Raw genomic sequence first — 20,075 nt, 5'->3', positions numbered from 1 at the left:
CGGTTGCCATGCGGCGGATAGCGGCAGGCGCGCACCAGCGCGGCAGCCTCTGCGGCGGTCGAGATCATCGGGCAGATCACGCCATAGGCGCCGCAGTCCAGCACATGCATCAGCGTCGGCCCGTCCAGCGCCGGCACCCGCACCAGCGGGATCGCCGGGGTGCCGGAAATGGCTTGCAGCATGTGCAGCGCCTCGGTGCGTCCCAGCATCCCGTGCTGCATGTCGACCGTCACCGCATGGACCCCGGTATGCCCGATCCCCTCAGCCGAATAAGACGAGGGAATGGACAGCCAGGCGTTGACGATGGTGCGCCCCTGCGCGACCATGTCGCGCAGGATGTTGCGGCGCATGTCCGGCTGCGCGCTCATGTCAGGCGAACTTGTAGACGGGCAGCAGATGCGCCGGCGCGACGAAGCCGCCCGCGTCCAGCGCCAGCCCGGCCGCTTCGGCCAGCGCCACCACCTCTTCGGCGAATTCAGGCCGCTTGCGGTGGTCGCCCGAGGCGATCAGCACCAGCTCGACCGTATGGTCCGAGGTGTTGCGGATCTGGCGCCAGACATCGCCGGGCACCGAATAGGTGTCCCATTCGCCCAGTTCGACCGCGACGTCGCTGCTTTCGTTCAGCTCGATGCGGGCGCCGCCGTGGCGGGCGATCAGCACCATCTTCTCGGGGATGCGGAAGCGCGAGACCTGCTGACCCGGCGCCAGCCGCAGCCATTCCAGCGAGAAGCCGTGGGGATTGGTGATCGGCGCGGCATGGTCGCGGTTCTGGGTGATGCCGGCACCGATGACCGGCGCGATCTCGGCGCCGCAGCCGGTCAGGCCGCGATCCAGGAAGGCGGGACGAAAGTCGCGCTCGGCCTCGGTCACGATGCGCTTGCGCATCTGCTCGGGCGTCCATTCGCGCAGCTGGGCGACATCCGCATCGGCCATGGGCGCGATGACGCCGTCCTCGCCCGGCTTCTCGTCCCCGCGCGCGGTGTCGATCAGCATGTTCTCGTTCGAGATATACAGCCCGTATTGCGCCGCCTCGCGGATGATCTCGGGATGGAAGATCACGCCGCCGGTATTGTCGCCGCCCAGGCAGGTGAACAGCCAGCCGTCATCCGCGCCGGTATTGGTGAAGCCGCGAAAGATCCAGGTCGGCACCGAGAGGATGTCGCCCTCGTGCCCGACGAACTCGTCCTCGCCCTTCGAGCCCCAGCGAAAGGTCCATTCGCCGCGGAAGTTCATGAAGACCTCGGCGGTGAAATGGATGTGCAGGTTGTTGGTGATGCCGTTCGGCATCGCCGCCGCGCCGATGTTGAAACCATGCGGCTCGGGCAGGTTCACCACCTGGTCCGAGGCCGAGCTGACGCCCGGGCCGATGATGGAGTAGTTCTCTTTCAGATGCGAACCGGGCTTCTTGCAGTCGATGAAGGCCACGGTGCAGGACACATAGTCCGAGCGCCGGACATGGCGTTTCAGGGCATCTTCGGTGGACAGGTGTGTCATCGGGTGTCTCCGGTTTCAGAAGGATTGCGTGGCAATGCGGTTGCCGTTCTCCGCATCGAACAGGTGAAGTCGCGCGTCTGGGGTGGGGGCGAAGCTGACCGGCTGGTCCAGTTCGCGCCGGAAATCGGCAGGACCGCGGGCGCAGATATGGGTGCCGCGCTGGCGCAGCGTGACCAGCGTGGAATCGCCCAGCAGTTCGTTGGCAAAGATCGGGCCGGCGATCGGGCCAGTCTCGGCGATGCGCAGATGCTCGGGGCGCACCCCCAGCACCACCGGCCCGCTCGGGCCGGCGTCGAGCCCGGGAATGCGCACGGCGGGCGCCTCGAAGACGCCGCCGCGGATCTCGCCCGCGATCAGGTTCATCGCCGGGTTGCCGATGAAGCCCGCGACGAAGATGTCGGCCGGTTCGGAATAGATCCGCTCGGGCGTGTCCAGCTGCACGATGCGGCCGTGGTTCAGGATGGCGATGCGCGAGGCGAGCGTCATCGCCTCGGTCTGGTCATGCGTCACATAGACCGTGGTGATGCCCAGCTCGTGATGCAGGTGCTTCAGTTCGGCCCGCATGGTCACGCGCAGTTTGGCGTCGAGGTTCGACAGCGGCTCGTCCATCAGGAACAGCTTAGGCCGGCGGATGATGGCGCGGGCCAGGGCGACACGCTGGCGCTGGCCACCCGAAAGCTCGGCCGGGCGGCGATTCAGGTAGGGGCCCAGCTCGACCTTCTCGGCGGTGATGCGGGCCTGTTCCCGCCGCTCAGCGCGGGACATGCCGCGCAGCTTCAGCGGATAGGCGATGTTGTCGCCCACCGTCATGTGCGGATAAAGGCCGTAGTTCTGGAACACCATCGCGATGTCGCGGTCCTTAGGCGGCAGGTCGTTGACGCAGGTGTCGCCGACGAAGATCTGGCCCTCGGTGATGTCCTCCAGCCCCGCGATCATGCGCATGGTCGTGGTCTTGCCGCAGCCCGAGGGCCCGAGAAGGACCAGGAATTCGCCATCCTCGATGGTCAGGTTCTGCCGGGGAACGGCCAGGAAGTCGCCGTATTTCTTGACGATGTCGACGAGTCGGATGTCTGCCATGACGGCGCTCTCCTATTTGACCGCGCCGGCGGTCATGCCGCGCGTGAAATGTTTCTGGATGACCAGCGCCAGCAGGAAGATCGGCACGGTGATCAGGACGCCGGCTGCGCTCATCAGCTCCCACAGGTCGCCGCGCTCGGTGCGGAAATTCGTCAGCGCGACCGGCAGGGTGGTGGCATGGCGCCGGGTCAGGATCAGCGCGAACAGGAATTCGTTCCAGGTCAGGATGAAGCTGAAGATGGCCGAGGTGATGATACCCGGCGCCGCCATCGGCAGCACGATGTCGCGGATCACCCGCAGGCGCGAGGCCCCGTCCATCATCGCCGCCTCCTCGCTGTCCAGCGGGATCGCGTCGATGAAGCCCTTGATCATCCAGATCACGAAGGGCGTGACGATGGCCACGTTGACCACGACCAGCGCGATGCGCGTATCCAGCAGGCCCAGGCTGCGGAACATCAGGAAGAAGGGCAGCACGATCACCACCGCCGGCACGAACTGGGTCGAGATCACGGCGAAGAACAGCGACTTGCGGGCCTTCATGCGGAAGCGCGAGAAGCTGTAGGCCGCCAGCGCCGCCGCCGGGATCGAGAGCAGCACCGTGGCGCCGGCCACGATGGTGCTGTTCAGCAGCGCATGGCCCAGGTTCCAGGGATTCGAGAAGATGGTGACGAAGTTCTGCAGCGTCGGCTGGAAGTTCAGCGAGATGTCATAGGCGTCGCGGGGGTTCTTGAACGCGGTCAGGAACATCCAGACGATGGGGAAAAGCGCGACGAAGCAGACGACAAGCAGGATGATCGTCTCGGCGGCGCGGGAAAGGACAGAGCGTTTCATGCCGTGGCCATCTTTCTTTCCTTGAGGAGCATCCGCACATAGCCGGCCGAGACCGCCATCAGGATCGCCGTCAGCACCCAGGCCAGGGCCGAGGCATAGCCCATGTCGAACCACTTGAAGCCGACCTTGTAGACATAGAAGGCCAGGGTTTCCGTCGCGACGCCGGGGCCGCCCCCGGTCAGGGTCACGACCTGGTCGAACATCTTCAGCGCGAAGATCGTCTTGAGCACCGCCACTACGACCAGCACGCCGGTCATCTGCGGCAGGATGACGTCCCACAGGATGCGCAGCGACGAGGCGCCGTCCATCCGTGCCGCCTCCTCGGTGGCGCGCGGAACCGAAGCAAGGCCGCCCAGGCACATGAAGGTCATGTAGGGCGTCCAGTGCCAGACATCGGTGGCGATCAGCACCCCCAGCGCCAGATGCGGATCGGCCAGCCAGGGAATGCCCGCGAGCGGCGGAAAGACCTGGCCCAGCCCCTTGGCGATGACGCCGTATTCGGGGTTGAACATGAAGCGGTAGCTGACGCCGATCAGCGCCGGGCTCATGGCAAAGGGCAGGATCAGAATGATCCGGGTAAAGTCGTGCAGCGGGCCGCGCCGGCGCAGCAGCAAAGCAAGGCCCATGGCCAGCACCACGGTCAGCGCCACGCTGACGACGACGAAGATCGCTGTCACCCAGGCCGTGGACAGGAAGTTGGCGTCCGACAGCGCCTGGGTGAAGTTGTCCGCACCCACGAAGCCCTGCGGGCGGCGCTGTTTCGACAGATCCCAGTCGCGGAACGCGGTGATGAAGGAATAGGCCAGGGGATAGATCGTCGTCGCCACGACGATCATGAAGGCCGGCACCAGCAGGTAATACTGGAGTGAGCGGTCGCGCACGCTGTGCCCTCCGTCCGGTGTCTTGCGATGAAGTTGGTGCGGAGCGCCTCGGCGCTCCACGGTTCGGGCGGTCAGTGGGCCGCGATCTCTTGCGCCGCCTTGTCCAGCGTGGCGGCGACATCGCCGGATGCGCCCGAGGCGAGCGAGGAGATCGCCGTCTCCAGCACCTCCGAGATGCGCGGCCAGTCCGGGCCATAGGGGATCATCGGCGAATTCTCGATGGCGACGGCCGCCGCCTCGTGCATGCCGCCCCAGCGGGCATTGACCTCGGGATCGGTCAGGTTGGACTTGTGCACCGCCACCACCTCGTTCAGCGCCGGGTCCAGCAGGATCTGCTTTTCCAGCGCGGCGTCGGAAACCCAGGACAGGAACTCCATCGCCGCTTCGCGGTTTGCGGTTTCCTCGGTGATGCCGAAATACCAGGTGTTGGTATAGGTCGTCGGCGGATGGCCGGTGACAGCCGGCAAGGTGGCGATGCCGATCTGCGCATCGGTCAGCTTGGACTGCTCGGGATCGCTCAGCTGCGAGCGCACCCACCACCAGACCGGCAGCATGGCGGAATTGCCCTGCTTGAAGCTGTTCACGGCATCCTGCTCGGTAAAGACCGCGGCGCCGTCCGAGACGATGCCGTCCTTGCGCAGGTAGTCGATATATTGCGCGGTGGCCTTGACCCCGGCTTCGGAGTTGAACAGCGGCTTGCCCTCGGCATCGATGACATCGCCGCCATGACCCCAGAGCAGGTTGTACCAGATCATCAGGTTCTGGCCGTTCAGCTTGCCGTAAGGCAGGGCGATGCCGGCGACGCCGGTCTTTTCCTTGACCGCCTGGCCGGCCGTGGTCACATCCTCCCAGGTGGCCGGCACCTCGACGCCCGCATCGGCCAGCAGATCCTTGCGATAGAACATCAGCTGGATATGGCCGCGGATCGGCAGGCCGGACAGCGCGCCGTCGATATAGGCGCGGTCCAGATGGACCTTGGGGTAATCGGCCAGGTCCAGGTTGTTGCGCTCGACCATCTCGTCGATCGGCGCCAGCAGCATGTCCATGGACTGCACCCATTGGTCCATCACCGCCACGATGTCATAGCCGGTCCCGCCGATCATCTCGGCCGACAGCGCCTCGCGCATGTTCGGAAAGGGCACATAGTCGATCTGCACTTCGATACCGGTCCTGTCGGTGAAGTCCTGCAGCCGCGCCTGCTGCGCCTCGAACTGTGAGGATTTCACCAGCAGCGCCTTGAGCACGGTGCCGTCATAGGGCTTGCCCTCGGTCAGGGTTCCCGCCGCGGCGGTCGATCCCATCAGGCCGGCCAGGGCCGCGATTTTCAGAATCCTCATGTCTCCTCCCCTGATGCAACGGGTCAGCCCGGTTGCTTGCAGCGACTTACAGGTCGAATCGATAAATTGTCAATAATTTTGTCGATAATCATTTTGACGATTTCATCGCGGATCTTTACAAACCGATGCAAGCCATCATAGGAGCAGGCCATGAACGCCGAACTGGAACAGTGGATCGAGGACGACATCGTCTTCGGTTTTTACCCGCCCGGCAGCCGCCTCATCGAGGACCGGCTGATCGAGCGTTATTCCGCCTCGCGCCATGCGGTGCGGGCGGCGCTGGTCGCGCTCGAAAATAGGCACCTGATCGTCCGTCTGCCCAATCGCGGCGCGCAGGTGATCGAGATGACCCCCGAGGAGGTTGAGGAAATCTACGAGGCGCGCATGGTACTGGAGACCGCCGCTGCCGCGCGCACGCCCCTGCCACTTGAGCCCTCGCACATCGCCGCGCTGGAGGATCTTTGCCGCCGCCACGCCGCCGCCTATGAGGCGGGCGATCCGCAGGCGGTCTTCAGCCTGAACCTGGAATTCCACCGGCTGCATTACGGGCTTTGCGGCAATGCCACCCTGGCGCAGATGATCGAGGACACCTCGCGGCGGGTGCAGTCGATCCGGGCGGTGAAATACGACGACGACGCCCATATGCGCATAGTCATCGAGCAGCACTGGGCGATCATCGAGGCGCTGCGGAACAGCGATCGCACCGCCTATGTCCAGGCGGTCAGCGCACACCTGCCCGCCTCGGCCGAGGAATACCGCAAGGTCTATGACCGCCGGCACCGCCACAACGCGCGGCTGGCATAGTCATTTCCCCGGGCTTCCTGTGGCAGAAAGGCACTCATGGCAGGCTGCGCGGCTCTCGGGCTTGCGGTCCGGGCTGCCCCCTATCCCGCCGCTGATGTCCCAGCCAGCATTCTCGGTGTCAGTCGGCCCTTTCGTTCCGGGTCTCGCTCGAGCCTGTCCCCCCTCATCGTGCGATCACCGGCGCGGGCTCTGCGCAGCTTCGAGGCCGTCGAGCATGCTACGCTGGAACGGGTGGACTGGTTGTTTAATCGCATGTCCGGCATCAAGTCTGTTCGATGAGAGGCTGAAGGACCCGCTGCTCGGTTTGCGACGACAGAACCTCGAAAAACTGGCTGATCAATGATTTCGAGGCCGCCCTGCATTCAGTCGAAATACCCCGCGCGAACCGCCGCGCCGATCATCATGCAAACGAAGCGGCCGGCGGTGATGGCGGTGATGCCGTTCACATCCTTCCTGGGCGTGATCTCGACGATGTCCATGCCCACGACCCGGCCCTTGCGCGCCAGCCCGTTGATGAGGGTGCGCATCTGCGCATAGGTCACGCCTCCCGGCGCCGGGCCGGCGACCGCCGGCATGATGGTGGGATCGACGCCATCCGCGTCGATGGTCAGGTAATAGTTCCCGCCATCGGGGATGCGGTCCAGGATGGCCTGCATCCCGACCTCCTGCAATTCGATGTCCGGCACCAGATGCGAGCCGTAGTCCAGCGCCGCCTGGACCTCGTCGGGGCGGCCGCTGCCGGCCGCGCGCAGGCCGATCTGCCAGATCTGGTCGATATGCTCCAGTTCCGAGGCGCGGCGGATCACGCTGGACAGGCCGTGATCGACGCCGTGGAAGCGGTCGCGCCAGTCGACATGGGCGTCGATCTGGATAAGCGTGATCGGACCCCGCCCCTCGAAGGCACGAAAGATCGGGATCGGGATCGCATGGTCGCCGCCCAGGATGATCGGCATCGCCCCGGCCCGCAGGATCTTGCGGACCGCCTGTTCCGAGCGGTCGTGGTTGCCCGGGATATCGCGCGCGTCGGCGATCACGTCGCCGCAATCGACCACCTTGATGTCGCGGCCGTCCAGCATGGTGCCCCCGATGTCGAAATCGTAGCGGTCCAGCCCCCGCAGCGCACGCTCGCAATAGCGGCGGATATGGGTGGGGGCGTTCGACTGGTCGTTGCTGACCTCGGCGATCGAATAGGGGTCGCCATAGGGGATGCCCAGGATTGCGATATCGGCCTTGAGCGTGTCGAGGTCGGTCACGATGGGAAAATCATGAAAGCTCTGGAACTCGCGCTTCGGCGGCGCAACCAATGAGGTTGTCATGGGACGTCCTTTTTTCCTTGCAGGTCGGTCTGAAAATTCGTCGCTCGAGGGGCGGCGGCAACTCAGGGCAGGCCGCACCCGCCCCGGCTGTCGCGGGCGCCTGGCCAGATGCCCCGGGCGGCATGGTTCGGAAGAATTGTTCCACGATATTCGCGGTCTGTTTCCATCTGGACCTCCGCCCCTGTCCTAGCTTGCCAAGATAGCGGCGCCGGGGTCCTATAACAGGGCAAGGTCTCCAAGCTTGGTTGTATGAACCTACACACATGGAAAACGGACCCCGACTTCAGAAGCTGCGCGGCGCGGACATTCATCGGCTCGGGGTGTTCAAGGCCGTGGTCGAAAGCGGCGGGCTGTCTTCGGCGGCCGATGCCCTGGGCGTCGATCTGTCGACGGTCAGCCGCCAGATCAAGGATCTGGAGATCCGGCTGGGGCTGGAGCTGTGCCAGCGCGGCCCGGGCGGCTTTGCGCTGACCTCGCAGGGGCACACCGCTTATGAGGTGGCCTGCCTGCTGGTCGAAACCCTGCAAGCCTGCGAGGAACGATTGGAAGGGTTGCGCGACGGCCTGTCGGGCGTGCTGCATGTCGGCGTGGTCAACCATCTGCTCTCCACGCCGGAGCTGCGCTTTCCCGAGGTGCTGCGCGTCATGCGCCGCAAGGCGCCAAACCTTGTCATCGACTGCAAGGTGCTGACCCCCGCCGAGATCATGCGGCAGGTCGAAAGCCGGCAGTTGCATCTGGGCATCCTGGGGACCAGCGAACAGCCGGCCGAACTGGTCTTTACGCCGATCTTCCGCGAAGAGGCCGGGCTCTACTGTGCCGCCGGCCATCCGCTGCACCAGGACAGGCGCGCCGCCTTAGGCCGCGAGGCGCTGGAAGGCATGGCCTATGTGGCCAGGACCCATGGCTCCCCGACCGATCTACGCGCGCAATCCCTGGGTCTGGTGGCCGAGATCGGCGCGAACGACATCGATGTGATCCTGTCGCTGGTGCAGTCCGGCTTGTATCTGGGCTTCCTGCCGGTCCATGCGGTCGAGGCGCTGAAGCAGGGCGCGGCGCTGCGGCGGCTGCCGCTGGAGGGGCCGGAATGCGCGGTGCCCTTCTATGCCTGCACGCTGCGCCGCGTCAGCCGCAGCCGCCGCACGGAACTGTTTCTGCGCGTCCTGCACGGCATTTCCGCCGCCTGACCCCATCCGGCCCTGCCGCCCGCGGTCCAACTTGCGGAAACCGCAAGCAAGGTTGGACTGATCGTCCTGCCCTTCCCCCCGCCCGGCCATATGATGGAAGGCAACGGCAAAGGGGGAGTGCCGTGTCCGCAGGACGGCGCAAGGCCGGGGAGGAGCGCGTCACCGCATTCTCGCCGGACCGGCCAGCGGGGACTGGCACGAGCGGAGGAGCGCAGATGCAGCAGAAAGACGACGACGGCAACGGATTCATCCGGTTCGAGGGCGTCTCCAAGCGTTTCGGCCATGTCACGGTCCTGAAGGACCTGAACCTGGCGATCCGGCGCGGCGAAAAGGTGTCGCTGATCGGGCCGAGCGGTTCGGGCAAGACCACGATCCTGCGCATTCTGATGACGCTTGAGCGCATCGAGGGCGGCGTGGTCTGGATCGGCGACAAGCCGCTCTGGCACCGCCAGACCGGCAAGGGACTGGAACCGGCGAATGAAAGCCACCTGCGCGTGATGCGGCGCAGCATCGGCATGGTGTTCCAGCACTTCAACCTGTTCCCGCATATGACCGCCTTCGAGAACGTGGCCCGGCCGCCGCAGCTTGCCCTGAACACCGGACGGGCCGAAGCCGAGGAGACCGCGCGAACCCTGCTTGCCAAGGTCGGGCTGTCCGCAAAGATGGACCATTATCCCTCGCAGCTTTCGGGCGGGCAGAAGCAGCGCGTGGCCATCGCGCGCGCCCTGGCGATGCGGCCGGAGATCATGCTGTTCGACGAGGTCACCTCGGCGCTCGACCCTGAGCTGGTCGAAGAGGTGCTGAACGTTCTGCGCGACATCTCGCGCGAGACGAAGATGACCATGCTGATGGTCACGCATGAGATGAGCTTCGCGCATGAATTCTCGGACCGGATCCTGTTCCTCGACGGTGGCAGCATCGTCGAGCAGGGCCATCCCGACGAGATCTTCGGAAACCCGCGCGAAGAACGCACCCGGAGTTTCCTCAAGAAGGTCGTGGCCGCCGGCCAAAGGCTGGACTGAGGCGGCGAAAGGCCGCGACAACCAACAACAGCAGGAGGACATCATGTTTGCAATCAGGTCTCTGGGCGCTTGCGCCCTGACCGCTGCGCTTGCCCTCACGGGGCTTTCCGGCAACGAGGCCCGCGCCGACCAGCTCGAGGATCTGGTCAGCCGCGGCGAGGTGACCGTGGCCCTGGCCCATGAGCCGCCCTATACCGACTATCAGGGCTCGGGCGCCGTGGGCGGCGCTGCGCCGACCCTGCTCATGCGGATCATGAGCGAGTTGGGCGTCGAGAAGATCAAGCCGCAGTTGATGGAGTTTGCCGCACTGATCCCCAGCCTGCAGGCCGGGCGGGCGGACGTCATCTCGACCGGGCTCTACATCAATCCCGAGCGGTGCAAGGCGATTCTGTTCTCGGAACCCGATCTTTGCGTCTCGGAAGGCTTTGCGGTCGTCGCCGGCAATCCCAAGAAGATCCAGGGCCTGGCCGACATCGCAGCCGATGGCGGCATCACCTATGGCGTTTGCAGCGGCTGCTCGGCCGAACGCCGGGCGGTCGAGATGGGCGTGCCGCGCGACCGCATCATCACCGTGCCGGACCACCAGAACGGCATCAAGATGCTGATCGACGGCCGGGTCGATGTCTATGCCGCGCCCGACCTGGCGCTGCGGGCCACGGTCAAGAACATGGGCCTCGACAATGTCGAGGTGGTCGAGGCGCAGGGCGAGCCGGTCAAATGTTCGGGCGTCGGCTTCCGTCGCGGCGCCGAGACACTGCGGGACGCCTTCGACGCCAAGCTCAAGGCGCTGAAGGAGTCCGGCGAATACGACAAGATCGTCAGCGAATACGGCTTCAACCCCGAATTCGCCAAGACCGTCACCCGCGAACAGCTTTGCAGCGTCGGGGGCTGAGCCCCGGCGGCCAGCCAGCCTTCGCCGCATACCGGCGAAGGCCCCGCGCCGGCGGGCCGCTTACTGGAAAAGGTCGAAGCCATGTCCATCCTCGATTTCATCGGGCCCTTCACCCAGGCCGCCCTGGTCACGGTCTGGATCACGCTGGGGGCAAGCGTGCTCGCCCTGATCGTGGCCTTTGCGGCCGGCATCGGCCGGTTGTCGCCGCGCGGCTGGATCTACTGGCCCACGACCGTCTATGTCGAATTCTTCCGCGGCACCTCCTGCTATGTGCAGCTGTTCTGGCTGTATTTTACCCTGCCGCTGTTCGGGATCCATCTGGACGCGATGCTGGTCGGCATCATCACCATCGGCCTGAACGTCGGCAGCTTCGGCTCCGAGGTGGTGCGCGGCGCCATCCTTGCGGTGCCCAAGGGCCTGACCGAGGCGTCCACGGCGCTCAACTTCTCGTGGTACCGGCGCATGCGGCACGTGATCCTGCCGAACGCGGTCGTCCCGATGCTGCCGCCGCTCAGCAACCTGATGATCGACCTGCTCAAGCAGACGCCGCTGGTCTCGCTGATCGCCATCGCCGACCTGACCTTCGTCGCGCAACTGTTCCGCCAGCAGACCGGCAGTGCCTTGCAGGCCTTCGGCGGCATCCTGATCGTCTATTTCCTCATCTCGACCGTGATCGTCGCCCTGTTCAACGCCCTTGAGAAGAAGCTGGCTAAGGGTCTCGACGGAACAAGGAAGGCTGCATCATGAACTGGGACTGGACCTATGTCCGCGAGATCCTGCCCCGCCTGATGGAGGGTCTCGCGATCACCGTGCAGGCTACCGGGCTTGCCACGCTGCTGGCACTGTTCGTGGGGCTCGTCTTCGCATTGATGCGCCGGTCTGACAACCGCTGGATCAGCAGGGCGGGATACTGGACCGTCGAGTTCATCCGCCGCACGCCGCTGCTGATCCAGCTCTACTTCGTCTTTTACATCCTGCCCGATATCGGCCTGAAATTCTCGGCCCTGGTCTGCGGCGTGCTGGCGCTTGGCCTGCATACCAGCGCCTACATGTCCGAGGTCTATCGTGCCGGCATCGAGGCCGTGCCCAAAGGCCAGTGGGAGGCGACGCGGGCGCTCAACCTGCCCCGCTTCAGCACCTGGCGCGAGATCATCCTGCCCCAGGCCATCCCGCCGATGATCCCGGCGCTTGGCAACTATGTCATCATGATGTTCAAGGAAAGCGCGCTGCTGTCCACCATCGCCGTGCTGGAGCTGATGGGAACAGCGCGGCTGCTGGCCAGCGAAACCTATCGCTATTTCGAGCCGATCACCATGGTCGGCATCATCTTCCTGATCGTCAGCCTGCCGACCGCCATCGCCCTGCGCGTGCTGGAAACCCGGCTGGCGCGGCGGGTATCGGCCGGGTCGTGATCAGGCCACAGAGCAGCACAAAGGAAAGGAAACGCCCCATGTTCACCTCGACCGGCCAGGCCCGCGACCTGCTGGAGCAATGCGGCCTCGTGGACACGCATTACCATGTCGGGCCGGAACTCGTCATCCGCCGCTACGACGTCAAAACGCTGGCGGATGTGGCGGCGCCCTTCGGCGCGACGCTGGTGCTCAAGAACCATACCTATCCGACGACCCCACTGGCTTCGCTGGCCCGGGGGCAGTTCGGGGCGAATTTCTACGGCGGCGTGGTGTTGAACAATTTCGTGGGCGGGTTGAACCCGGCAGCGGTGGAAAGCGCGGTCTCGGGGAACCGGGCGCGGGTCGATGCGCCCGCGCCCGACGACTGCCCCATCGTGGTCTGGATGCCGACGGTGCATGCCGCCGCCCATCTGCGGACGCATGGCTTCGGCTTCGACCCCAACTGGTCGGGCTGTTGCACGCATGGGCACGAGCCCGAGCCGGTCGAGCGCGTGCCCGACACGCCGGTGCTGGCCTTCGACGACGATCTCAGGCCGCTGCCGGAACTGATAGCCACGCTGGAGGCCATCGCCCGGCACGGTTGCGTGCTGGCCACCGGGCACCTCTCGGCCGACGAGGTGATGCGTTTGGTCCCGCTCGCGGCCGAGATCGGCGTGCGCCGGATCATCCTGACCCATCCGCATTACCCGGCGATCAAGCTGTCCGACGACCGGCAGCGCGAGCTGATCCGCATCCCCGGGGTCTTCATCGAGCATTGCTTCGCCATCCATACTCAGGATGGCGTGGCGCTGGAGGCTTTCGCCGAGGCCATTCGCAAGACCGGTCCCGAGCGCGTCCTGCTCTCGACCGATTTCGGCCAGGTGAACAGCGATCCCTTCCCCGAGGGCTCGGTGCGCTACGCGATGGAGCTGGGCGCAAGGCTGGACGGCGTGGTGTCGCGGACCGATTTCCTGGCGATGTTTTCGGACAATGGCAGGCGAGCTCTGGCAGGCCGCTGAAATAGGTGCAGTATCCGAGATCGGGAAAGGCGTTATCTGTGCTCAACCGCCACACCCTCAGCCTGGGCAGCCTGGATAAGAGCCGCATCAAGGCTGGTTAGGGAAGAACCGAGGCGCAACGCCAGTTCCAGATAGAGCGCATCATAGACCGTCAGGCCATGGCGGCGGGCCAGATCCATCGCCACCGAATGCGCCGGCCTAGTATCCAGCTGCACACCAAAGGCATCCACCGCCTCGATGATCTGCTCGGCAGCGCCTGCCGGCAGCCGCCCCCGTCGCTCATTGACGACCAAGATGTTACGCAACTCGGCCCACAGCAGCCAGGGCGCGATGATTTCCTCATGCCTTTCAGCCAGAGACGCCAGGTCCACGCCAGTCTCATCGGGCATGACCCACGCAATCAACGCCGAAGCATCGATGACCAGCATCAGCGGCGGCCTTCGTCGCGCGCCGAGAGAATATCGTCGATTCCAAGCCGCACATCTCTTGCCGCAAGTCTATTGCGCAATTCAGCCATGCGGAGCAAGGCAGCAGCGCGGTCATTGCTTGCTGGAGGCACTAAGCGAGCGACGGGCTGGCCGCGCCGGGTAATCGTCACCGTCTCGCCTGCCTTTGCGGCGGCAAGAAGTTCCGACAGATGCGTTTTGGCCTCGAAGGCACCGATCTCGCGCATGCGAATCTCCATCAACTGGTTTGAAATCTAGTCTGATTGCAGATCTTTTTCAAGCATCCCAGCCAGCATAGGGTCAGAATCCTAAAAGCTGTGTCAGCAACAAAGGACAGGAACGTGTCGACTATCGCTGAAGACAGAGCAAATTACGTTATGGCGCACTACTGTGCCATGGCCGAAATCAACATCATGCTCAAAGCGCAGATTTCCGCAGGAACCGTCACAACCGCCGAGGACGCCTTGGACCTCGTTAGCCCGCTCGATGGCGCGTGATCGCGTTCGCCAGAGCAGCCATTCAGCCTGTGCCGCAGCGAAGTCCTGTTATCATGGTAGCGAGATGGATCTGCATGCGTTTTGCACGTTCGGAACATCAACCGGAGGAGTGTGGCAAGCATGACTGTGCCAATCTATAGTTGACAGGAAAAGCGTCGGGGAATCCTGCGCATATCAGGCCCACGCATGGCTTGCGCGGATGCGACCCGAACCGGCTTGGCCTTGTTGTTCCTGCGGGCTAGTTTGCCATTTCGGAAAAAGGGAAACCGGATGCGCAAACTGAAATGCACGAGCTGCGGTGGGACACTCGGTCTCGTGACCACTGCAGAGGGTCACCTGATCGGCAGATGTGGCAGTTGTGGATCCGAATATGTGGTCGAAACGCAAGGTCGCCACCATGTCGTGCTGGAACACCGCTTTCCCGACGGGCGGCCCGCTGGGGCTGTCCTGCCAGGGCCGGTCTCGCGCCGAGGGGCGCTTGCGGCCGGGCTTGGCGTGATGGCGATCGGGGGCGGGGCCTTGGTGCTGCCGCAATTCCTGCGCGGCGCGCACAGGGCAGCACCTGAGGAAAGGCTTGCGGTCAAGACCATTTTCAATGTCGGTGGCGAAGGCGCAGGCCCCGGACTTTTCCGAGAATATCCGTCTTATATCGGTATCGACAGCCTTGGCCGGGCCATGATCCAGGACGGCGGAAGGCGGTTTTACATCTTTGGCTCGGATGGCGCCTTTCTGAACCAGTTCCCTTCTCCGAAAGACAGCGGTGCGATGCTGGCCGTGCTGCCGGATGGCAGCATCATCACCGACGGTTCGCGCCGCATTTTGCGGATCGATCCGGCGAGCGGCGAGATCGCCGGCAGCCAGCCCATCCCGGAGGGGGAAAGCTACTGGAGCAACGGTGAAGGCTCCTGCGTCACACCGGACGGGGGGCTGGCCATTTACCGCGTCGCACCGCGCAGCGCCGGCGATGACGCAAGCCTGCCGCCATCAGATACGCTGATCCTTCTCGACCGCAATCTGACCGAACAGCGCCGCCTGACCGGGCTGATGGCACAGGCGATAGCCGCAGACCCCATGGTCACAAGTGCACCAAGGGCAACCGGCATCGCGATTAATGGTGCGGGCAGCATCTACATCGTGATGAGACGCAGCGAGGATCAGGACAGCCGCGATGGCATATTCGAGTTCAATGCCGATGGCCGTTTCCAGCGCCGTATCGCGACCACGCCGAAATTCTTTCCCTGCATCGTTGCCAGTCCCGACGGCAGGATATGGCTTTCGGATCCCTGGGACAACATGCTGGAAGAGGTCACGCCCGACGGCATCCGGCGCGTTGGTCTTGCGGCAGTCGGGCGAGAGAATGGCGCACAGATCGGCAACATCCGCTCGATCGCGGCTTATCCGAACGGTGACATTGCGGTCATCGGCGTGTCGGCATGGCGATTTGCCCGCCTCAGCATCGGCACTGGCTGAGAAAAGGCCAAAGCCGTGAAATGCACAACCGCGGGGATGCGCACTTGCGGGTCATATGTGATCGGCAAGATGGTGCTGAAACCTGGGCTTGCCGGGTTGGGCCGAATCGAGGGCCATCCCGCGCGCTCCTCGGGTCTTGCCGAGTCCGGCATCCTTGTCATTCAATCCCTGGCGGCCTTCATGACGAAAAATACCCTGCCTGCCCTGACCGTGTTTCTGCTGGCGGCCATTGGTCCTGCGCTGGCGCAGGATCTTCCGCCCTATCAGTCGCTGGAAACCCGCCACGTCTGCACGGCACAGCCTATTCATGAGACGCCGGCCGGAACGCAAGCGCGCGTGCTGGGCGCGACCGCGATGCAGTCATGCCCCATCTCGACCAGCTGGCGGTGGAGGCCATAATCTCGCCAGCCTGCCGCATAGCTCGCTGCAGCAGCTGCAGCAGAACGTCAGCCGCACCCAGCAACTGCTCGACGAGGCCCGGAACATCGCATTCGAGGTGCAGGAGGTCGATCAGGCATTCGAGCGGGAATACGGCACGCCCGATCTCTCGATGCCACCCAATAGCCATCCGGGCGAAAACGAGGTCTTCTGCATCCTAGAAGGCACCTACGCCTTCGTCATCGAAGGTCAGGAGCACATCGCTCGCGCAGGCGATGTGGTGCCCATTCCGAACGGGGCTGTCCACGCACTGAAAAATATCGGTGAAGGCCCAAGGCGTATGTTCATCTTCAACGTCCCCGGCAGGATCCACGCGGCGTTCTTTGCACATCTGGGCGAGCCCATGCCGAGAGGTGCCCGCAACTTTCCCCCGGCTGCTGACACTCCGCCCGACATCCCCCGGCTCATCGAACAGGCGAGGGAATTGGGTATCACCCTTCATCACTGACCATCGCATGAAGGGGGCGCTATATGCGGTGGATCGCTTTCCGGTTCTTCTTCACGGCCACCCTCCATCTGCTGGCCGGCATGCTGCGGGGTATCGCCATGTCGGCCAGCGGCAATCATTTCCTGATGCCGGCCCATGCCATCTCAATCTGATCGGCGGGGCCGTCACCGCGCTATCCAGCGCCTTGGAACAGGTCGCTGGCCGCCATCGGATCGACGAAATCGAGCTGTAACTCCTCCCCCACGCCGCCCGAGGCCGTGATCGACGCGACGGTTTCGGCACAGGACCGGCGGCCGGCGCAGGTGACCCGTGCGCCCTGTCCGGCCAGCGCCTCGGCGATGGCGCGGCCGATGCCGTCATTCGCGCCGGTGACCAGCGCACGATGGCCAGCCAGAGAGAACAGGTCGCCCATCAGCGCATCTCCTGCGGCTGGATGAACTCCATGTCGGTGTAATCGACGTTATCGCCCGCCATGGCCCAGATGAAGGTATAGGCCCCGATCCCGGCCCCCGAATGGATCGACCAGGGCGGCGATATCGCACCCTCTCCGTTCCCGACCCACAGGTGCCGCGTCTCCTGCGGCTCACCCATCAGATGCAGCACCCGCGCCTCGGGCGCCATCCCCCAGTAGAGATAGGCCTCCATCCGCCGGTAGTGGACATGGCTCGGGATCGTGTTCCAGACCGAGCCTTCCTCCAGCGAGGTATAGCCCAGGATCAATTGGCAGCTTTCCATAACCTGCGGATGGATGAACTGCTTGATGGTGCGCTTGTTGGAACTGGCGGCATCGCCCAGCCCGACCTCCTTGCACTCGGCTAGTGTGTTCACCGCCGAGCGACACGCGCGGTGTTCCAAGATCCATGCCGGTGCATACTGTCGGGTCGAGCATCCACGCGGCCACGGCCATGAATACACCAGGCAGCACCTCGACATGGACGAACTGGCCAGACTTGCGTCGGTCGACGCGCTCGACTCGGAACTGTCGGCCGAAAAGCGCGTGCCAGCGGTCATGCACCTCAACAAATTGCCCGACATGGGCAAAATGAACGGGTGATGACCTTGACCCGCAAGAATGCCCTCTTCGCCGGCAACGAGGCCGGCGCCAAGAACGGGGTCATGCTCGCTTCGCCCGTCGCTACCTGCAAGATGTCCGGCGTGAACCCGTCAGCTATCTCGCCGAAACCCTCCGCGCCATCCTCGACGGGCACCCCAAATCCCACATCGAAGACCTCGTGCCCTGGCGACACCCACAGCCGTCAAGCCTGGCTGTATAGGGCCGCGTCATCGCGCTTACACAGCAACATTTCGGCCCATAGCTACCAAGCGAGCCAGAACAGTACTGCGATGCAGCGGAAAAGAACTCGCGGACCGGCACTTCCAATGCGGCGCGGTTATCCCGCCGCGTCCGGCTCACCCTGGCTTCTGGCAAGCCGCGAGGTGCGATGATCGAACTCGGCAAAATAATGGCCCATTTCGTGCAACTGCTCGGTGCGCTTAGAAACCTCTCCCCCCAGCCGATTTGCCACGGAATCGATCAGCAGGTTCAGGATGATCGCAAGACTGGCCGGGGAATCCCAAAAGGTTTCGACATAGGTTTCGCCCTGCAGCACCATCTCAGTGAAATCATAGGCGCGGTTGGTGAAGCTGTCGGTGACGAAGATCAGCGGCATTGCCATCTCGCGCGCCCTTTGCGCCAGCAGCACCGCTTTTCGCGCATAGGCATGGGTATCGACCAACACAAGACAATGGCTTTCATGGGCCATATCAAAGACCTCGGTCAGGATGCCGGCATTGTCCTGAACGTAACGGACGCCGGGACGGACATATTGCAGGCGGCTCGAGAAATCGATCGCCAACCCTCGCGATGCCTGAAAGCCCAGAACGGAGACCTGACGCGCCTTCAGGATCGCCTCGACGCAATCGCCCCAGCGCGGAAGCGTCGTCAGCCTGTAGGCGGCGGCCACGGCCTCTAGTTCGCGCCCGAGGCTTTTCTCTAGCGTGCGCTGGTTCAGCGGGTCGAGCTTGAGCCTGCGGCGGATATTGCCCATCTCTTCGGCATCGGAATCAGTTGGCGGGCGTAGCGCCGCCTTGAATTCCTTGAGATTGGCAAACCCCAGCTGACGGATGAAGCGGATCACCGTCATCTCGCTTAGCCCGACCGCCGCGGCGATAGAGGCGCCTGTCTGATAGGGCAGCTGTTCCCAGTTGTCGCGCAGATAGGCGGCGATCAGACGACCCGACCGCGACCATTCCGCACCAGCGCCGTCAAGCCCGTTTTGCACGAAACGCAGCAGGTCGATTTCGCCGCGCGGCTTGGTTTCATCGCTGGCCATGACCCTTTCCTCAGATGGATATCTGATCTGCATGCATACGCGGCACGGAATCGCGCAGCAATGCCGTATATTCGCTTTGTGGCTGGTCCAACACCTGCGCAGTCTCACCACTTTCGACGAGCCGCGCGGCGCGGAACACCGCGATGCGGTCGCAGAGTTTGCGCACCACATCCAAGTCGTGCGAGATATAGATCACCGTCAGGTCGCGTTCGCGCCGCAACCGCGCCAGCAGGCGCAGGATCTGGGCCTGAATGGTCACGTCCAGCGCCGAGGTGATCTCGTCCGCGACCAGCACCTCGGGGTCGAGAATCAGAGCGCGGGCGATGCCGACGCGCTGGCACTGGCCGCCCGAAAGCTGGCGCGGGCGGCGATGAGCGTATTCTTCGGGCAATTCAACCAGTGCCATCATCTCGCGCGCCCGCTTGCGCGCGGTCGCAGCATCGGCAAGGCCGTGACGGCGCAGCGGCTCGGCGATGGCCTCGATCACCGTCATCGCGGGGTTGAGGGAGTCAAACGGGTTCTGGAAAGCCATCTGCACCTTGCGGCGATAGCCGAGCAGATCGTTGCCGTGCAGGCCATGCACGTCAGCGCCCCGATACAGCACTTGCCCGCCCGAAGGCGTGACGAGCCGCATCAGCACCTTGGCCATGGTGCTTTTCCCCGAGCCGCTTTCTCCGACGATCCCGAAACATTCGCCCTTGCGAATGTCGAGAGAAACGTCCTGCAAGGCGCGCACGCCCCTGCCCCGACCAAGCAAGCCCCCGGCCTGATAGGTCACGTCGAGGTTGCGGATACTGAACAGCGACGTCTCGCCCGGCGCGGGGCGCGGCGGCAGCTCCAACCGGTCGGGCTGCGATGCGATCAGCAAGCGGGTGTAGTCATGGCCGGGGTTGCGCAGGATCTCGGCCGAGCTGCCCTGCTCCAGCACTTCGCCGCTCCGCATGACGAGAGCCCGGTCGCACATCTGGGCCACCACGGCCAGATCATGCGACACAAGGATCACCGCAAGCCCCAGATCACGGTTAAGATCGCGCAGCACCTCGAGGATATGTGCCTGCACCGTCACGTCAAGCGCCGTGGTCGGCTCGTCTGCCAGCAGGATGCGCGGCGCGCAGGCAATGGCGCCGCCGATCATCACGCGCTGCTTCATACCGCCGGACAGCTCGTGCGGATAGGCGCGCATGCGTTGCGCAGG

Annotated in this window: 26 protein-coding genes; 13 read left to right on the top strand and 13 right to left on the bottom strand. The window is 64.3% G+C overall.

Annotated elements, in window-relative coordinates:
• The 6 genes from AQY21_RS11510 to AQY21_RS11485 form a co-directional block, all read right to left on the bottom strand.
• The coding region (locus AQY21_RS11510) for an aldolase/citrate lyase family protein (RefSeq protein ID WP_238986754.1) at positions 1 to 368 on the bottom strand (368 nt) is incomplete at its 3' end.
• A 1-nt stretch (position 369) separates the two neighbouring features.
• Entirely contained in the window at positions 370 to 1,494 is a 1,125-nt protein-coding gene (locus tag AQY21_RS11505; protein ID WP_058097802.1) for a hypothetical protein, read from the bottom strand.
• Between the two features lie 15 nt (positions 1,495 to 1,509).
• Positions 1,510 to 2,571: an ABC transporter ATP-binding protein gene (locus AQY21_RS11500; RefSeq protein ID WP_058097801.1), complete on the bottom strand. Its 1,062-nt coding sequence runs from the start codon at positions 2,569 to 2,571 to the stop codon at positions 1,510 to 1,512.
• A gap of 12 nt (positions 2,572 to 2,583) precedes the next feature.
• Complete coding sequence (locus AQY21_RS11495) at positions 2,584 to 3,402, bottom strand: carbohydrate ABC transporter permease (protein WP_058097800.1); 819 nt, start codon at positions 3,400 to 3,402, stop codon at positions 2,584 to 2,586.
• Positions 3,399 to 4,283 (bottom strand): carbohydrate ABC transporter permease, encoded by an 885-nt coding sequence (locus AQY21_RS11490; protein ID WP_058097799.1) that lies wholly within the window; start codon positions 4,281 to 4,283, stop codon positions 3,399 to 3,401. Before AQY21_RS11490 ends, AQY21_RS11495 begins: the two co-directional genes overlap by 4 nt.
• A 71-nt stretch (positions 4,284 to 4,354) precedes the next feature.
• Positions 4,355 to 5,620 (bottom strand): ABC transporter substrate-binding protein, encoded by a 1,266-nt coding sequence (locus tag AQY21_RS11485; RefSeq protein ID WP_058097798.1) that lies wholly within the window; start codon positions 5,618 to 5,620, stop codon positions 4,355 to 4,357.
• A gap of 150 nt (positions 5,621 to 5,770) precedes the next feature.
• On the opposite strand from AQY21_RS11485, the gene AQY21_RS11480 reads away from it, so the two are divergent.
• Positions 5,771 to 6,424 carry a GntR family transcriptional regulator gene (locus AQY21_RS11480; protein ID WP_058097797.1) on the top strand — a complete coding sequence of 218 codons (654 nt, stop codon included), beginning with the start codon at positions 5,771 to 5,773 and terminating at the stop codon, positions 6,422 to 6,424.
• Between the two features lie 362 nt (positions 6,425 to 6,786).
• Here AQY21_RS11480 and AQY21_RS11475 read toward each other — a convergent pair whose 3' ends face one another.
• A complete protein-coding gene (locus AQY21_RS11475) occupies positions 6,787 to 7,740 on the bottom strand; it encodes an agmatinase (RefSeq protein ID WP_058097796.1) in 954 nt (317 codons plus the stop codon).
• 263 nt (positions 7,741 to 8,003) lie between these two features.
• Between AQY21_RS11475 and AQY21_RS11470 the strand changes: the two genes are divergently transcribed.
• The 6 genes from AQY21_RS11470 (at position 8,004) to AQY21_RS11445 (ending at position 13,248) form a co-directional block, all read left to right on the top strand.
• Positions 8,004 to 8,924, top strand: a complete 921-nt coding sequence (locus AQY21_RS11470; protein WP_058097795.1) for a LysR family transcriptional regulator — start codon at positions 8,004 to 8,006, stop codon at positions 8,922 to 8,924.
• A 215-nt stretch (positions 8,925 to 9,139) separates the two neighbouring features.
• Entirely contained in the window at positions 9,140 to 9,946 is an 807-nt protein-coding gene (gene ehuA / locus AQY21_RS11465) for an ectoine/hydroxyectoine ABC transporter ATP-binding protein EhuA (RefSeq protein WP_058097794.1), read from the top strand.
• Positions 9,947 to 9,989: 43 nt separating this feature from the next.
• Positions 9,990 to 10,838: an ectoine/hydroxyectoine ABC transporter substrate-binding protein EhuB gene (gene ehuB, locus AQY21_RS11460; protein WP_058097793.1), complete on the top strand. Its 849-nt coding sequence runs from the start codon at positions 9,990 to 9,992 to the stop codon at positions 10,836 to 10,838.
• Positions 10,839 to 10,919: 81 nt separating this feature from the next.
• Positions 10,920 to 11,585 (top strand): ectoine/hydroxyectoine ABC transporter permease subunit EhuC, encoded by a 666-nt coding sequence (ehuC, locus tag AQY21_RS11455; RefSeq protein WP_058097792.1) that lies wholly within the window; start codon positions 10,920 to 10,922, stop codon positions 11,583 to 11,585.
• Positions 11,582 to 12,250 carry an ectoine/hydroxyectoine ABC transporter permease subunit EhuD gene (gene ehuD / locus AQY21_RS11450; protein ID WP_058097791.1) on the top strand — a complete coding sequence of 223 codons (669 nt, stop codon included), beginning with the start codon at positions 11,582 to 11,584 and terminating at the stop codon, positions 12,248 to 12,250. Before ehuC ends, ehuD begins: the two co-directional genes overlap by 4 nt.
• Before the next feature lie 38 nt (positions 12,251 to 12,288).
• Positions 12,289 to 13,248: a DUF6282 family protein gene (locus tag AQY21_RS11445; RefSeq protein WP_058097790.1), complete on the top strand. Its 960-nt coding sequence runs from the start codon at positions 12,289 to 12,291 to the stop codon at positions 13,246 to 13,248.
• Between the two features lie 32 nt (positions 13,249 to 13,280).
• On the opposite strand, the gene AQY21_RS11440 is transcribed toward AQY21_RS11445, so the two are convergent.
• Positions 13,281 to 13,676, bottom strand: a complete 396-nt coding sequence (locus AQY21_RS11440; protein WP_238986753.1) for a type II toxin-antitoxin system VapC family toxin — start codon at positions 13,674 to 13,676, stop codon at positions 13,281 to 13,283.
• Positions 13,676 to 13,921, bottom strand: coding sequence for a type II toxin-antitoxin system Phd/YefM family antitoxin (locus AQY21_RS11435; RefSeq protein ID WP_058097803.1), 246 nt, complete (start codon positions 13,919 to 13,921; stop codon positions 13,676 to 13,678). The genes AQY21_RS11440 and AQY21_RS11435 overlap by 1 nt, the downstream gene beginning before the upstream one ends.
• A gap of 114 nt (positions 13,922 to 14,035) precedes the next feature.
• Here AQY21_RS11435 and AQY21_RS29020 point away from each other — a divergent pair, with 114 nt between their 5' ends.
• The 5 genes from AQY21_RS29020 (at position 14,036) to AQY21_RS30010 (ending at position 16,699) form a co-directional block, all read left to right on the top strand.
• Complete coding sequence (locus AQY21_RS29020) at positions 14,036 to 14,191, top strand: hypothetical protein (protein WP_161906003.1); 156 nt, start codon at positions 14,036 to 14,038, stop codon at positions 14,189 to 14,191.
• Between the two features lie 270 nt (positions 14,192 to 14,461).
• A complete protein-coding gene (locus tag AQY21_RS11430; protein WP_065169922.1) occupies positions 14,462 to 15,661 on the top strand; it encodes a hypothetical protein in 1,200 nt (399 codons plus the stop codon).
• 57 nt (positions 15,662 to 15,718) lie between these two features.
• Complete coding sequence (locus AQY21_RS29015) at positions 15,719 to 16,060, top strand: hypothetical protein (RefSeq protein ID WP_161906001.1); 342 nt, start codon at positions 15,719 to 15,721, stop codon at positions 16,058 to 16,060.
• 97 nt (positions 16,061 to 16,157) lie between these two features.
• The gene (locus tag AQY21_RS11420; RefSeq protein ID WP_203416484.1) at positions 16,158 to 16,547 is read left to right on the top strand and encodes a cupin domain-containing protein; all 390 of its coding nucleotides are present in this window, start codon (positions 16,158 to 16,160) and stop codon (positions 16,545 to 16,547) included.
• 23 nt (positions 16,548 to 16,570) lie between these two features.
• Positions 16,571 to 16,699, top strand: a complete 129-nt coding sequence (locus AQY21_RS30010; RefSeq protein WP_255374801.1) for a hypothetical protein — start codon at positions 16,571 to 16,573, stop codon at positions 16,697 to 16,699.
• A 20-nt stretch (positions 16,700 to 16,719) separates the two neighbouring features.
• Here the strand turns inward: AQY21_RS30010 and AQY21_RS11415 are convergent, their stop codons facing one another.
• Positions 16,720 to 16,959: an SDR family NAD(P)-dependent oxidoreductase gene (locus tag AQY21_RS11415; protein ID WP_058097786.1), complete on the bottom strand. Its 240-nt coding sequence runs from the start codon at positions 16,957 to 16,959 to the stop codon at positions 16,720 to 16,722.
• Positions 16,959 to 17,402 (bottom strand): 5-deoxy-glucuronate isomerase, encoded by a 444-nt coding sequence (locus tag AQY21_RS11410; protein ID WP_238986752.1) that lies wholly within the window; start codon positions 17,400 to 17,402, stop codon positions 16,959 to 16,961. The genes AQY21_RS11415 and AQY21_RS11410 overlap by 1 nt, the downstream gene beginning before the upstream one ends.
• A gap of 76 nt (positions 17,403 to 17,478) precedes the next feature.
• Between AQY21_RS11410 and AQY21_RS30005 the strand changes: the two genes are divergently transcribed.
• Positions 17,479 to 17,601: a hypothetical protein gene (locus AQY21_RS30005; RefSeq protein WP_255374800.1), complete on the top strand. Its 123-nt coding sequence runs from the start codon at positions 17,479 to 17,481 to the stop codon at positions 17,599 to 17,601.
• 337 nt (positions 17,602 to 17,938) lie between these two features.
• Here the strand turns inward: AQY21_RS30005 and AQY21_RS11405 are convergent, their stop codons facing one another.
• Positions 17,939 to 18,880: a MurR/RpiR family transcriptional regulator gene (locus AQY21_RS11405; RefSeq protein WP_058097785.1), complete on the bottom strand. Its 942-nt coding sequence runs from the start codon at positions 18,878 to 18,880 to the stop codon at positions 17,939 to 17,941.
• A 10-nt stretch (positions 18,881 to 18,890) separates the two neighbouring features.
• The coding region (locus AQY21_RS11400) for an ABC transporter ATP-binding protein (RefSeq protein WP_152988202.1) at positions 18,891 to 20,075 on the bottom strand (1,185 nt) is incomplete at its 5' end.

The sequence above is a fragment of the Paracoccus sp. MKU1 genome (assembly GCF_001447385.1).
Lineage (GTDB): Bacteria > Pseudomonadota > Alphaproteobacteria > Rhodobacterales > Rhodobacteraceae > Paracoccus.
The sequence above is the reverse complement of the archived record's forward strand: the minus strand, read 5'-3'. Positions and strand labels throughout refer to the sequence as shown.

Bases quoted from the DNA above. Each gene is read 5' to 3' on its own strand.
- AQY21_RS11505 (WP_058097802.1), bottom strand. From the start codon at position 1,494: ATGACACACCTGTCCACCGAAGATGCCCTGAAACGCCATGTCCGGCGC.
- AQY21_RS11500 (WP_058097801.1), bottom strand. From the start codon at position 2,571: ATGGCAGACATCCGACTCGTCGACATCGTCAAGAAATACGGCGACTTC.
- AQY21_RS11495 (WP_058097800.1), bottom strand. From the start codon at position 3,402: ATGAAACGCTCTGTCCTTTCCCGCGCCGCCGAGACGATCATCCTGCTT.
- AQY21_RS11485 (WP_058097798.1), bottom strand. From the start codon at position 5,620: ATGAGGATTCTGAAAATCGCGGCCCTGGCCGGCCTGATGGGATCGACC.
- AQY21_RS11480 (WP_058097797.1), top strand. From the start codon at position 5,771: ATGAACGCCGAACTGGAACAGTGGATCGAGGACGACATCGTCTTCGGT.
- AQY21_RS11475 (WP_058097796.1), bottom strand. From the start codon at position 7,740: ATGACAACCTCATTGGTTGCGCCGCCGAAGCGCGAGTTCCAGAGCTTT.
- AQY21_RS11470 (WP_058097795.1), top strand. From the start codon at position 8,004: ATGGAAAACGGACCCCGACTTCAGAAGCTGCGCGGCGCGGACATTCAT.
- ehuA (WP_058097794.1), top strand. From the start codon at position 9,140: ATGCAGCAGAAAGACGACGACGGCAACGGATTCATCCGGTTCGAGGGC.
- ehuB (WP_058097793.1), top strand. From the start codon at position 9,990: ATGTTTGCAATCAGGTCTCTGGGCGCTTGCGCCCTGACCGCTGCGCTT.
- ehuC (WP_058097792.1), top strand. From the start codon at position 10,920: ATGTCCATCCTCGATTTCATCGGGCCCTTCACCCAGGCCGCCCTGGTC.
- ehuD (WP_058097791.1), top strand. From the start codon at position 11,582: ATGAACTGGGACTGGACCTATGTCCGCGAGATCCTGCCCCGCCTGATG.
- AQY21_RS11445 (WP_058097790.1), top strand. From the start codon at position 12,289: ATGTTCACCTCGACCGGCCAGGCCCGCGACCTGCTGGAGCAATGCGGC.
- AQY21_RS11440 (WP_238986753.1), bottom strand. From the start codon at position 13,676: ATGCTGGTCATCGATGCTTCGGCGTTGATTGCGTGGGTCATGCCCGAT.
- AQY21_RS11435 (WP_058097803.1), bottom strand. From the start codon at position 13,921: ATGCGCGAGATCGGTGCCTTCGAGGCCAAAACGCATCTGTCGGAACTT.
- AQY21_RS11430 (WP_065169922.1), top strand. From the start codon at position 14,462: ATGCGCAAACTGAAATGCACGAGCTGCGGTGGGACACTCGGTCTCGTG.
- AQY21_RS30010 (WP_255374801.1), top strand. From the start codon at position 16,571: ATGCGGTGGATCGCTTTCCGGTTCTTCTTCACGGCCACCCTCCATCTG.
- AQY21_RS11415 (WP_058097786.1), bottom strand. From the start codon at position 16,959: ATGGGCGACCTGTTCTCTCTGGCTGGCCATCGTGCGCTGGTCACCGGC.
- AQY21_RS30005 (WP_255374800.1), top strand. From the start codon at position 17,479: ATGGACGAACTGGCCAGACTTGCGTCGGTCGACGCGCTCGACTCGGAA.
- AQY21_RS11405 (WP_058097785.1), bottom strand. From the start codon at position 18,880: ATGGCCAGCGATGAAACCAAGCCGCGCGGCGAAATCGACCTGCTGCGT.